An 11,892-nucleotide genomic window follows, 5' to 3' on the forward strand; every position below is an offset into this window, starting at 1 on the left:
TTCGGTCCTGTGCGCATCGATCTTGCGGCCAAGGAGATTGCGGTCGGCGGCGTTCCCGTTCGGCTGACGCCTACCGAGTACGCGCTTTGCGAGCTGATGGCGCGCCGCCGCGGTCAGGTGTTCTCCAAAGACGCGCTGCTTGAGGAAGTGTCCGGTTGGGATTCGCTGGCCAGCGCCGAAACCATCACTGCCCACGTGAGCTCCATTCGGGCGAAGTTCAGGGCGATGGGGGTCAACCCTATCGGAACCGTTTGGGGCGTGGGCTACAAATGGGAGCTTTAAGGGACGTGCGGCCGCAGGCTGCGCAGGTCGAGGCGGGCGCCGTGCGCGCAGGGAGCGGGCGATCGGGTTCGTCGGGCTCGCGTCGCGGCGTTCCGTTGGCGCTGATTATCGTACGCTATTTCGGCTACGTGCTCGTTGCGGTGGCGCTGCTGCTGATCGGCTTTTGGACGGCGTTCAGCTTGATGGCCGGCAGTGGGCTCGTCTACGTTGCCAATTACGCCGACGAGCACGCTTCCGATACGGTTGCCGCGCTCGAAGCCGGGGAGATCGAGCCTGCGGACGTCCCTTCGTGCTATCGCTGGTGCGTATTCGATGCGGAAGGGCGCGTGCTCGCATCCGATATGGCGGATGGCGATTATGCGGCTGCTTGGGCGACGGCCCAAGACGGATCGACCGTTGCGGGATTTGACGGCTTGGGCGGGATCCGCCAGCAGGCAACGGCCGTGCTGCCGAATGGAAACCTATGCGCGCTGCAATACGATTTCGTCCCTGATTTCACGTCCCGGACTGTTCGCGATGCGCTTCCCGACCCTCAGACGATGCTCATCGCCGCGTTCTTTTCCCTGTTCATTGTCACGGTTGCACTGATCGCCGTGCGCGCGGCGCGGGTGATATCCCGCAAGATGCAGCCTTTGGCCGACGCCGTGTCCCAAATCGAGCGGCAGGACCTCGACTTTGCCGTGGGATCGGCCAACGTGCGCGAGGTGAACGACGTATTGTGCGCCATGGAGCGCATGCGCGCGGCGCTGGCTGATTCGCTGCAAGCGCGTTGGGCTGCCGACGACGCACGTCGTCGTCAGGTGTCGGCGCTTGCGCACGATCTCAAAACGCCGTTGGCCGTTGCGCGCTGGAACGCCGACCTGCTGCACGAGACCCCGCTCGACAAGGACCAGCGTGCATGCGTCGAGGATATGTCCGATAGCGTGCGACGCATGGAAGGCTACGTACGGCTTTTGGTCGAGGCATCCCAGGCGAGCGATCCCGCCGCCGCCTCCGACGTGGATGTTGCCGTTCTGGCCGAAGAAGCGCGGCGCCAAGCGCGGCAGCTGTGCGATGCGGGCGGGACGGCGCTTTCCTTCGACGCCGTGTGCTCGGGCGCTGTTCGCGGCGATGCGACCAGCCTTGTTCGGGTCATTGCGAACCTGGTGTCGAATGCCGTCGAGCATGCTCCCGCCGGCTCGCAGGTGTCGGTGACGTTCGACGTGGCCGAAGACTGTTTGCGCGTGACGGTGGAAGACGAAGGCCCCGGGTTCTCTGCAGCCGCGTTGGAGCGCGGAAAGGAGCGCTTCTTCACGGGATCCGCAGATCGCAACGCCAATGCCGGTCATTTCGGTTTGGGCCTTTCCATCGTGGACGACATCGTGGCGGCGCACGGCGGATCCTTCGAGATCTCCAACCGGAGCAAGGGCGGCGCGCGCTGCGTGGTGAAGCTGCCGCTGATGTAGGGTCGCGGCAGCTTCCGGCGCTGACGGCAAGATGGTTGCGGCGGGCGTTATCGCTTCCGCTCGGAGCCTGTTTCGTGCGCGTCTGTTCGGGTGCCTTGCTGCTCGCGGTAACGGGCGAGCGCCTGCTCGTAGCTGCCGGCGGTCCTGCGGAAATAGGCATTGTACCCGATGGTAGATAATGCGGATATGATGAAGAAGATCACCGCGAACTCGACCCATGCAAAGGGGATGTCCGGAGGAAACCAGGCGCCGATCCAAGCGCAGGCGGCCAGCGTCGGCAGCGCGCACGCGTCGAACCCGATCATGCGAGCAAGGTACGAGGGCTTCTTGAGCACCGCTTCGGTGAACCAGAAGGCTTGCAGCACGCCGATCGACGCAGCGGCCGTCAGCAGCGAGGCGGTGAGGTTCAGCCCGTAGCTGGGGCCTGCGAAGATATAGCCCATGGCTAAGCACACGATCATGGCCACGGTGAAGAAAACGCAGATGGTAAGGGCGGTTTGAATGGCTATGCGTTTCATGGCGAACTCCTTTGCTGCGGGCTACAGCCCGATTTTCTGCTTGATGGCGGGAGCGTACTGGCGCGATACGATGACGGTTTCGCCGTTGTCCAGCAGCAGCTGGAGCCGGGCGTTCAGGTACGGTTTGATGCCCGCAACGTGGTCGAAATTCGCCAGCAGCTGCTTGGAGGCGCGTACGAATTCGGTTCCGGCCAGCCGGTCTTCCAGCTCGTACAGGCGAAGCGGCGTTTCCAGCACGGCGTCCTTCAGGTACAGGAACGTGGAGCCGTCCACGGTTTCGGCGTACAGGACGTCCCCGATCGCAACGATCAGGGTTGCACCGTCGCGGGTGCCGGTGAGCTTGCGGTCGAACGCGTTGAGCGAGGCGACGATGCGCTGCACGCGCTCGTCGATCCGCGGGCATTCGATGGCTACGCTGATGCCGCCGGCGTGCGGGGTTTCGGTAATGGTTACGTTCATGGCATCGCTTTCGATTCGGGGTTGAAGCGGATGGTGCACCGGCCGATGCCGACAGTATCCCCGACCTTCCGGCGGCGCACAAGGCAAGGTGAGCCCAGTTGCAAATGGGCAAGCTTCAGTTGCAGGCAAGCCGCTGTAGGTTGCGTTGGTTTCGGTTGTTTGACGTGCGCTCCCTTTCCTCGGCCAGGAAGGCGCCCCATGCTACAATCGCCCTGAGAACGATGGCGAAATCGTACGGCTAGGAGGTCTGCCATGGCAAAGCTCGAAGGCAAGGTTGCATTCGTCACGGGAGCGTCTCAGGGTATCGGCGAAGGCATTGCGCGCGTGTACGCGAAGCACGGCGCCCGCGTGGCCTTGGCCGACGTGTCTGTGCGTGTGGAGGACGTTGCCGCCGATCTGCGGGAGGCTGGGCACGAGGCCGTCGCGTTCGTCCTGGACGTTACGGATTCCGCTGCGCTTGCATCTGCGGTCGCGCGCACCGTTGAGACGTTTGGGAGCTTGGACGTGCTGTGCGCGAATGCGGGCGTGTGCCGGTTGGGAGATTTCCTGAGCATGACGGACGCCGATCGCGATTTCCACATCGACGTCAATATCAAGGGCGTATGGAACACGGCGCGCGCCGCGCTTCCCGTCATGGTCGAGCAGGGCGGCGGCAGCGTGGTCATCACCTCGTCGGTAACGGGCGACCTTGTTGCCGACCCGGGCGAATGCGCCTACGCGCTGTCGAAAGCGGCGCTCGTGGGCTTGACGAAGGCGCTGGCCGTGGAATTCGCCGACCGAAACATCCGCGTCAACTGCTTCCAGCCCGGATACGTGGTCACTCCCATGGCCGAGAGCATCGCCCAGCAGTCGAATCCCGACGATCCGGAAAGCGTCTTGGCCGAGATGGCGAAGGCTATCCCGATGCGAAGGCTGGCCCGCCCCGAAGAAGTGGGGGAGCTGGCCGCGTTTCTCGGCAGCGACGAGTCCAGCTACATTACCGGCTCCCAGTTCGTTATCGACGGCGGCTCCACGCTTCCGGAATCCGTCAGCGTAGGCGTGTAGGCATAAGCTTATGCAGGCCTCACCGGATGGCGAACCACGGTGCGCATGTTCTCCGGCTTGGACCGACGCGGGTCGCTCAGGTAGATCTCGTGATGCAGGCGCACGCCGGGCACGCCGCCGTTCGCGTCAAGTTCGGCGAGCAGCGCGCGTGCGTTCGCGGGATCGGCGATGTCGTCTTTCAGGTGGGAGTCGGCTATGAAGGCGGACAGGGCTGCGACGGTGGCCGGTTCGTCGTCGTAAGGGCCGCGGTGCAAGACTTGCGCGCAGGAGCCTTCGGCGAAGCGGACCAGGCGGGCCTGCGCGGTGTCCAGCTCTGGCTTTTTCGCAGCCAGTTTTTCACGTGCCCAGGCAAAGACTTCGGGCGTTACGAAGTCGGGCTGTCGAATCAAAGAGACCCATTGCAGCTTGCTTTTGTCCGTAATGCGACGCCCGTCGAAGCCGCCGGAGGCCGTCCACCAAAGGCCTTCGAGCGGCGCTACCTTGTATTCAAAGTAGCCATCCGGTTGCCAATCGCCGTTTTTCGCCATTCTGATGGTGTACGACAAGGCGTACAGAAGTCCCACGGCCTGCGCGTACGCACCGTTTTCGTCGTTGGGGTTGCCCTCGCCGGCAACGGCGATGAACGTCATGGCAGGCGCCTCCACGAGCGCCGGCTTCGTCTTCGGAACGTAAAGGTCTTTGTATTCCTTCGTGAAATCGAACGCCATGAGGCTATCCTCCTTGACTCAGATGACTGGATTGCCGATTATCTCGCGCTGCGCTTTTTTCGTCAGCTTGCCGAATACCAGGCTGTAGGAATGATCGCACAATTCGTACAGCAGCTCGTCGGGCACCGCGCCGTCCAGGTCGATGGATATCCAGTGGCGCTTGTCGGCGTAAAAGCCGGGCAGGATGTCGGCATGCTCGCTGCGCAATGCAGCTGACCAGGCTGGATCGCATTTGAGCGACAGGAGCGATCGACCTGCGTATGCGGCGGCGTGCTCTTGGCCGGGCTTCATGGCGGCAGCGAACATCTTTCCGCCAACCTGATAGCGCCACCAGTCCCATTCCGCCTTGTAATCTTTGGTGCAGCCCGGCTTGGCAAGCAGGTATGCGTCTATGGCGTCGTGCATGGTTTGCGCTCCTTTGCTCGTGCTATGCGAATGTCCCGCGTTTGAACGCGGTGCGCCAGGTCTCGACGTTGCCCCACGGCTTGATATCGAGGCGTCCGAACAGCGCGCACGCCAGTTCGATTCCCGCGGCGCCATTCGCGGTGATGAAGCGCCCGCCGTCTACGACGGGCTGGTTCCGGAATCGATCGTGGCCCCGATAATGGGGTGCTAGCTGGGCAAACTCGTAGTCCGCGTTGCCCGTGTGATCGCAGTCGTCCAAGTAGCCGCGTTCGGCTAGAAACGAGCATGCGCCGCAGATTGCAGCTACCGGCACCGCGCGGGCCAGGCACGCGTCCACCAGCCACGCGCCCGCGCGTACGATGTCCGGTTCTTGCCAGCTTTCGCCGCCCACGAGAATCGCCAGGGCCAAATCTTCGGGAACCTCGTCGCGCTCCGCCGTCAAATCGGGCACTACGGTCAGTCCCCCTATCGACCGCACCTTGCCCTGCCGCGTCGCCATGGTGCGTACGGCGTATCCGGTTTCGGGTTTGTTGATTTCAGAGCAGGCATGTCCCACCTCCCAATCTGCGAATCGATCGGGCAGGAACGCAAGCACGGTGCCGCGGCGATTCCCCTGAGGTCCTAGTGCGTTGTCGCGTTCGGTCACTGAAGCTCCTTTACGCCAAAGCCACGAATATATCGATGTCGGCGCAACTCGTGTCTTCGCCGGGCAGGTACGCTTCGAAGTCGACGGTGAACGACCGTTGAGCCATGAGCGCTTCGTCGGTCCAGATGTCCATCCAAGCATTCTGCACGCTCTCCACGCAGTCGCCGCCGCGGATCTCCACCTTCGCGTAGCGGCCGACCGGTATAACCTGGCGTGCGGAGCCGGCTTCGGCTTCGTTCGTCTCACAGCCGATGAGCAGGTCGTACTCGTTCGTGGCCAGGTCGTAGTTGTAGTAAAGCGCGAAGCAGGGGTAGGGGTTCGCAATCGCCCCCGGCACGTTCTTGTCCATGCCCTCTTCCATGAACCGCTGCCATAGGACGCCGATGTCCGCGGTGCAGGAAGGGCTGTCGTTGGCGGTGCGCAGGGTGATTCCCGCAACGGTGCGCTCGGGCAGTTCGACTACCGTGTACTCCATAGTGGTTCCTCTCGGTTTCGTTTTTCGGTGGCAAGGCGATTGTATGAAACAAAACCGGACAAGGCGTGTCCGCTACAGCAAGAATCGAAGGGATTTTCAAGGGGTTCGCGTTTCGTACGTCCGCGCGATCGCTTCCGCCTGCGATTGCAGCCAGGCGCGCAGGCGCACGGGTTCGGCTACTTCCAAACGGTCGCCGAACGACAGCAGGTAGAACATCATGCGCTCGGTTATGTCGCAGGAAAGGCGGACGCGCAGGCGGCCGTCTTCCAGCTGCTCGATGGCCGACGGTTCGAATTCTTCCCGAATGCGGCCGATGTCTTGCGGCGTTTGCGGGCTGAACAGCAGCACCAGCGGTTCAGCCGAGGCGGTTGTATAGCCTTCTTGCATCTGGGCTGGAAGTTCGCGCGGGACGAACGTTTCCGGCAACAGCTCCATCGAGTCCCATACGATGCGGAACAGCTTGAACGTGCGCCAGTCCTCGCGCATCCGGCACCACGCGCGAATATACCAGGAACGCTCCTTGAACAGGAGCTTGACGGGTTCGACCACGCGCTCGCTCGTGCGTTCCGCGGCGTCTCGGTACCTGAATCGCAAGGGGCGTCGTTCGAGGATCGCCCGTCGTGCCATGTCGAAGATGTTCTTGTATTCGGGCGGCGCGCCCCAAAACGAAAGGTCGATGTCCAGCCAATCGGCGCCTTTCCGTTGGAACAGGCGCCCAAGCCGCTCGCGCGTGGCGGGCGAGTCGGCGGCCCCGGTTGCCCTGAGCGCGGAAAGCGCGGCAAGGATGTCGTCTTTCTCCCTGTCGGTAACAAGGGATTTGTCCAGGACGTATCCCTCCATGAGGTGCACGCCGCCGCCTTTGCCGCGCGTCATGTACACGGGAACCCCTGCGGCCGAAAGCGCCTCGACGTCGCGACGCACCGTACGACCCGACACTTCGAGCCGGCTTGCAAGATCGCCCGTCGTTCGCGGCGATCGCTCCATCAACAAGAACACGATCTCGAAAAGGCGGCCTGCCTGCATCGGTCAGCCTTTCACGTGGGCGTTCGCGCGCGCAAGCGCGTTCCGCACCGCTCCGGGTCGCTCGCGCGCCAATGCGGGGAAGGGGACGACGGGCGCGGGCTCTGCGTCGAACGGGGCAAGGGCGAGCACGAGCCAGGCAACGTCGCGCCACGCTCCGCACGTGTATCCCGCGTTCTTCTGGACGCCCATAAGCGTGAACCCGAGGGCTTCATGCAGACGCTCGCTTGCGGCGTTCGGAATTGTGACCAGCGCATACGCTGCCTTCACGCCCTGTTCGCGCAGCAGATCTATAAGGGCGCGGTACAGCACGGTTCCCAGGCCGCGTCCGCGCGCTTCGGGCGACAGGTACACCGAAAGCTCGGCGTTCCAGCCGTATGCGGCGCGTTCGGCTTGCGCATGAGCGTACGCGTAGCCAACGATGCGCGGAGCTTCGCCCGACTCGGGCGTACTGACGGTTTCCGCCACAAGATACGGGTAGCCGGCTTGGATCTTCGCCGTGCGCGCGCCGAAGTCCTTGGCGTTCGGCAGCGACTCTTCGAACGTTATGGGCGTGTCTATGTAGGGAGCGTATACGGACAGGATGCCGTCGGCGTCGTCGTCGGTGGCCAGGCGTATGCGAATAGGGACGTTTTCAGCTCCGGACACGGCTGCTCCTTGCATTGATCGAGTTGCTGCGGCGTTCATGGTAGCACGTTCCGAATCGCTCGGAGGGCTCGAGGGAAAGGGCGCGTTCGCGTGCTCGGGCCTGCTTTGTGCACGTGGGAGTCATGCCTCCATGGCAAGCCTCCGCCGGCATCCCGCAGGGAGGCCGGTACCTGGGTCCGGCCTCCCGTTTCCCTGGCCGATTATAACCCCAATGTTGCGCACGGTTCAGCGCCCTTGATCGCCATACCTCTGTGATCTGGGACGATAGAATGAGCTCTCAAGAGAAGGCCGACGAAGGGGGGGTCTGCGGAGTGGAAAACGCAACATTGGGGGCAAAACCGAGCGAAAAGCACCGGGCGCCCCTCGAGCCGTCGTCCGTATCGCGCGGCGGGTCGACCGGTGCTCGAAGCGGCGCTCCGTCTGGATGCGTGCCGATGGCGGTTCGGCAGGGAGGATCCGTGCGCCGTCGAAAGCGCAAGGCGCCCGAGCGACGGCGTTTCGCGTGCTTCGGACGGCAACGAGCGCCGTCTTGCAGCATGGCAAGGGCGCTTCCGCGGGGAACGAACGCGCGTGCTCGAAACACGCGCGCAGGGCATGGCTTTAAAAACAAAGTGCAATATATACTTGTCATTTTTCTCAATATGCAATATATTTATGACATTGCGTAAGGAATATTAGGCAAAGCGAGAAAAGAGAAGGTGCTTCATGGGAGGGAGAAAGAACTTGCGCATGAAGGCGGCGCGCGTGGCGTGCGGCCTTTCGCAAGCCGAGCTGGCCGCGGCGGTCGGGGTGACGCGCCAGACCGTCGGCCTTATCGAAGCCGGTGGATACAACCCCACGCTCAACCTGTGCATTGCGATATGCAAGGTGCTGGGCGCAACGCTTGACGACCTGTTCTGGGAAGAAGGAGAGTAACGATATGAAGCTTATCGAGCAGTGGAGGGCGTATGTCGGCCCTGTTGACGAACGGGTGGAAGCCGAATCGAATCGTATTTACAAAGTCGGCTTCATCATGTTGACGTTCGGCCTTCTTGTGGCGCTTGGGTACGACACCATGGTCAGGCAGATCGTGTGGATGCGCGAGATCGACATGACGGGATCGGGGGCTATGCAATACGGCATGTTTCATTTCGCGGTCGTCTCATGGTTGCTGCTGACGTGCCTTGTATGTGCGGTGCTCCAGAGTCGCAAGGGATTTGCGGACGATGGCAACCGCTTTTCGGAAACCGACCGCTTTCCTGGTGGGTACTTCGCCTTGGTGTCAGGGCTTGCGGCGGTGGTCGCGGGCGTCCTGATCGCGCTTTTGCGGGTGCTCGCCGAACTTCAGGTGCTTGGTTCGGTTGGCGCCTCCGCATGGTTTGCCGCCGCAGTGCTGGGGCTGTCGATGGCGGTGCTGCTGTTCGTTCTGCTTGTGATTGCCTTCTATATTTCGTTTCGCGTGGCAAAATCCCGCCGTCGGGCAATCGAGGCCGGGCTTGACGACTGAGGCATCCGCGCGCTTTCACGCTTGCAGCCCGGTATCCTTCGTTGTGCTGCGGAGGGCGTCGGGTTGCGGAAACCTCGTGCCCATACTTTGTTGTTTGAGGGGAGCGGGCTTGTTGCCGGGATGCCGTTAGGGAATACTGCGCATGCAGGAGGCGCGTTGCGGCGCCGGGAATCGAACGGCGCAGGCGCGCCGGTGGGAGGCGTGCGTGGCGGGTTGGCCCCAGAACAAGCGAATTCGTTGCGATCGATCGCTCAGTTGGATCGGCGTAGCTGCGGTGGTCGTTGCAACGGTCGTTGCAGCGTGCGCGGTCGTTAGCGCAACGGACGCTTTCACAACCCGGCATGAAAAACCGCTCCCGGCAAGTTCTTCCGTGCGCCAAGAGCACGGATCGACCGATGCCGTCCCCGATCGATTAGCGAATTCGGATCCGCGCGCGGCAATAGAGATCGCGCGTTCGGCGCTTGATGCAGCGCCCATGACAGATCTTGTGAGCGTGTTCGACGCTGCAACGGGCGCTGCACGCGAACTTGGCAACAAGGAAGCGCCCGAGGTGGTGCAGGCTGTCGATGCATTTCACGAAGCTGGCTATGAAGTTGGGTTCGTCGTATACGATTTTTCGGCCCAACGTGGCATGAACTACAATGCTGATGAGGCGTTTTTCTGCGCGAGCACCATGAAAGCCCCCTTTGTTGCCTATGCGGTGCAAGATGAGATTGACCTTGGTCTTGCTTCTTTCGAAGACATGGTGATCGAAGACGTGGCAGTAGAGGGCACGGGCGTCATGGCTTTCGACGATAAGGAAGAGTACCGTTTAGAAGACGTGCTGGCCAATGCCATCGTCCATTCGGACAATACCGGCTACGCGTTGTTGCGCGAGCGCTTCAGTTACGGGAGCTTCGAATCGTGGTGCGCCGCCGCAGGTGTGGACGCATGGGCCTGGGAAGGCGAGTGGTATCCGTATTGCACGCCGCTCGACCTGGCCAAGCTGTGGTTGAACGTAGGGTCGTACGTGGCTGCCGGGCAGGGCCATGCCTCATGGTGCGCCGGTCTTTTGTCCCAGACGGACTCCTCGTTTCTGCGCGCTGCGCTCGGTGCGCGCGGCACGGTTCTTTCGAAGCCCGGATTCGAGATACGTACTCCCCAAACGGGCGCCGGGGCCCTCAACGATGCGGGCGTGGTGCTTGCCGGGGACGGTCCGTACGTGGTGGCTATCATGTCCGATGCCGATTACGACAGCGATTACTTTACGGATAACGAGCGCCTGATCGTCGACTTGGCAGCTGCATTGGGCGCTGCTCGTGATAAAGTGCTCGTTCATCCTACTGTTCAGGAGGTTCGTTCGTGAGGGTTTTTTCTCGCGCTGCGCTTTTGCTTGCTGCGGTGCTGACGGCGATTGCCTTAGCGGGTTTTCTCGCGCTTGGATGCTTCGCGTGGGCTGACGAGGACGCCCAGGCGAGCGCTGCTCAGAAGGCGGTCGACGACGCTCATTCCAGCTTGAGCACTGCTGAATCTCGCATGGCCGAGCTTTCTTCCGATTATGATACGCTCAAGCAGGAAATAGACAAGCTTCAAACGCAGATCGACGACATGGCGGCGGAGGTCTTGGAGGCTCAGAAAGCGGTGGTCGAGGGGCGCGCTGCGGTAGGCAAATTGGCCGTATACGAGTATCGCAGCGGCGGGTCGGCGCGCTCGCTTGTCGAGCTGGTCTTGGGCGCAGGCGATTTCTCCGATCTTCTGCGCAATATGTCGTATCTGAGCAGCATCATGACGTATCAGGCCGACGAGGTTGCCGCGCAGCAGGAGCGCAGCAAGCGCTTCCAGGATCTTGCAGATAGCTTGAACTTCCAAAAAGACGAACAGGAAAAGAAGCTGGCGGAGCTGGAAGCGAAGAAGGCGGAAGCGCAGAAGGTGGTGGCCGACGCGTCCTCGCGACTGCAGAACGCCGAAAGCGACCAGGCTTCTCGCTTGGCCGAGCTGCAGCGCAAAGCGGAGGAGATGGCAGCCGCCGGTGCGGTGACGGATCCGGTGGAGGTCGAGGACGCGAATACGGTGGACAGGCCTTCGGTGGTTCCTCCATCAACGCCGGTGGAACCCGATCCGGATCCCGTTGTTCCCGATACCGGTGGCGGATCCGGTGGCGGTTCCAGCGGCGGATCCGGTGGCGGTTCCGGCGAATCGCCCGGCGAAAGCACTGCCGGCTGGTCGACGGGCGTGGCTTCCGCCTACGGAGGATCCACCGATCCCTACACGCCCAATCCCGGAATAACGGCTGCCGGCGCCGTTTGCGACGACTGGTCCATGGGCGTGGCCGTTCCCATGGCGTGGCCGAACTACTGGCAGTACTACGGACGCACCGTCGAAATATCCTATGCAGGGCAAACCGTGTTCGCCACCATCAACGATTGCGGCGGCATGGACGGAGGCCGTCGTTCCCTTGATCTGCAGCCCGGCGTGTGGAAGGCATTCGGGTACTCGTCGTGTTTGGACTGGGGCTTGCGCACGGTCAGTTATCGTATTCTGTAGCGTTTCGCCTCGTTTCGCCGCTCGGCCGCGGGTCCTGCGTTCTCCCTCTTCGCGGGCCGGAATCCCGTGCGCCGGGGTGGTGTCGGCGTCAATCGGCCCGTCAATCGGCGGTTGAATTGCGAAGTCAGCCGAACACCCTTGTTTAAATAGGCGTTTGTGCAGTTAGCCGGACGTTTTGAAGTGTTTTGAGTCTGTTGCCTGATCTCACGATCAGGGGTTTTGCTTTGATCTCGG

Annotated in this window: 15 protein-coding genes; 7 read left to right on the forward strand and 8 right to left on the reverse strand. The window is 62.3% G+C overall.

The window, feature by feature from the left end; translation table 11 throughout:
- The first annotated feature begins 96 nt into the window (after nucleotides 1–96).
- Nucleotides 97–282, forward strand: a complete 186-nt coding sequence (locus DMP08_RS12835; RefSeq protein ID WP_475734001.1) for a winged helix-turn-helix domain-containing protein — start codon at nucleotides 97–99, stop codon at nucleotides 280–282.
- Complete coding sequence (locus tag DMP08_RS11325; RefSeq protein ID WP_123192991.1) at nucleotides 270–1,727, forward strand: sensor histidine kinase; 1,458 nt, start codon at nucleotides 270–272, stop codon at nucleotides 1,725–1,727. Before DMP08_RS12835 ends, DMP08_RS11325 begins: the two co-directional genes overlap by 13 nt.
- A gap of 47 nt (nucleotides 1,728–1,774) precedes the next feature.
- Here the strand turns inward: DMP08_RS11325 and DMP08_RS11330 are convergent, their stop codons facing one another.
- Nucleotides 1,775–2,245, reverse strand: a complete 471-nt coding sequence (locus DMP08_RS11330) for a hypothetical protein (RefSeq protein ID WP_123192992.1) — start codon at nucleotides 2,243–2,245, stop codon at nucleotides 1,775–1,777.
- A 21-nt stretch (nucleotides 2,246–2,266) separates the two neighbouring features.
- A complete protein-coding gene (locus DMP08_RS11335) occupies nucleotides 2,267–2,704 on the reverse strand; it encodes a LytTR family DNA-binding domain-containing protein (protein WP_123192993.1) in 438 nt (145 codons plus the stop codon).
- A gap of 252 nt (nucleotides 2,705–2,956) precedes the next feature.
- Here DMP08_RS11335 and ucpA point away from each other — a divergent pair, with 252 nt between their 5' ends.
- Nucleotides 2,957–3,748, forward strand: coding sequence for an SDR family oxidoreductase UcpA (gene ucpA / locus DMP08_RS11340; RefSeq protein ID WP_123192994.1), 792 nt, complete (start codon nucleotides 2,957–2,959; stop codon nucleotides 3,746–3,748).
- A gap of 8 nt (nucleotides 3,749–3,756) precedes the next feature.
- Here the strand turns inward: ucpA and DMP08_RS11345 are convergent, their stop codons facing one another.
- The 6 genes from DMP08_RS11345 to DMP08_RS11370 all read right to left on the reverse strand — a co-directional run bounded on the left by DMP08_RS11345 (nucleotide 3,757) and on the right by DMP08_RS11370 (nucleotide 7,649).
- Nucleotides 3,757–4,455: a GyrI-like domain-containing protein gene (locus tag DMP08_RS11345; protein WP_123192995.1), complete on the reverse strand. Its 699-nt coding sequence runs from the start codon at nucleotides 4,453–4,455 to the stop codon at nucleotides 3,757–3,759.
- 18 nt (nucleotides 4,456–4,473) lie between these two features.
- Complete coding sequence (locus tag DMP08_RS11350; protein WP_123192996.1) at nucleotides 4,474–4,860, reverse strand: MmcQ/YjbR family DNA-binding protein; 387 nt, start codon at nucleotides 4,858–4,860, stop codon at nucleotides 4,474–4,476.
- 22 nt (nucleotides 4,861–4,882) lie between these two features.
- Nucleotides 4,883–5,506, reverse strand: coding sequence for a DJ-1/PfpI family protein (locus tag DMP08_RS11355; RefSeq protein ID WP_161555466.1), 624 nt, complete (start codon nucleotides 5,504–5,506; stop codon nucleotides 4,883–4,885).
- A gap of 10 nt (nucleotides 5,507–5,516) precedes the next feature.
- Nucleotides 5,517–5,981 carry a GyrI-like domain-containing protein gene (locus DMP08_RS11360; protein WP_123192998.1) on the reverse strand — a complete coding sequence of 155 codons (465 nt, stop codon included), beginning with the start codon at nucleotides 5,979–5,981 and terminating at the stop codon, nucleotides 5,517–5,519.
- A gap of 96 nt (nucleotides 5,982–6,077) precedes the next feature.
- Nucleotides 6,078–7,004 (reverse strand): helix-turn-helix transcriptional regulator, encoded by a 927-nt coding sequence (locus tag DMP08_RS11365; RefSeq protein WP_123192999.1) that lies wholly within the window; start codon nucleotides 7,002–7,004, stop codon nucleotides 6,078–6,080.
- A gap of 3 nt (nucleotides 7,005–7,007) precedes the next feature.
- Nucleotides 7,008–7,649 (reverse strand): GNAT family N-acetyltransferase, encoded by a 642-nt coding sequence (locus tag DMP08_RS11370; RefSeq protein WP_244596963.1) that lies wholly within the window; start codon nucleotides 7,647–7,649, stop codon nucleotides 7,008–7,010.
- Nucleotides 7,650–8,354: 705 nt separating this feature from the next.
- Between DMP08_RS11370 and DMP08_RS11375 the strand changes: the two genes are divergently transcribed.
- From DMP08_RS11375 to DMP08_RS11390, 4 genes are all read left to right on the forward strand, one after another.
- Complete coding sequence (locus tag DMP08_RS11375; protein ID WP_123193001.1) at nucleotides 8,355–8,564, forward strand: helix-turn-helix transcriptional regulator; 210 nt, start codon at nucleotides 8,355–8,357, stop codon at nucleotides 8,562–8,564.
- 4 nt (nucleotides 8,565–8,568) lie between these two features.
- Nucleotides 8,569–9,135 carry a hypothetical protein gene (locus DMP08_RS11380; protein ID WP_123193002.1) on the forward strand — a complete coding sequence of 189 codons (567 nt, stop codon included), beginning with the start codon at nucleotides 8,569–8,571 and terminating at the stop codon, nucleotides 9,133–9,135.
- A 475-nt stretch (nucleotides 9,136–9,610) separates the two neighbouring features.
- Nucleotides 9,611–10,480: a serine hydrolase gene (locus DMP08_RS11385; protein WP_244596964.1), complete on the forward strand. Its 870-nt coding sequence runs from the start codon at nucleotides 9,611–9,613 to the stop codon at nucleotides 10,478–10,480.
- Nucleotides 10,477–11,658: a coiled-coil domain-containing protein gene (locus DMP08_RS11390; RefSeq protein WP_123193004.1), complete on the forward strand. Its 1,182-nt coding sequence runs from the start codon at nucleotides 10,477–10,479 to the stop codon at nucleotides 11,656–11,658. Before DMP08_RS11385 ends, DMP08_RS11390 begins: the two co-directional genes overlap by 4 nt.
- Nucleotides 11,659–11,892 lie beyond the last annotated feature (234 nt).

Source organism: Paraeggerthella hongkongensis (assembly GCF_003726035.1).
GTDB classification, from domain to species: domain Bacteria; phylum Actinomycetota; class Coriobacteriia; order Coriobacteriales; family Eggerthellaceae; genus Paraeggerthella; species Paraeggerthella hongkongensis.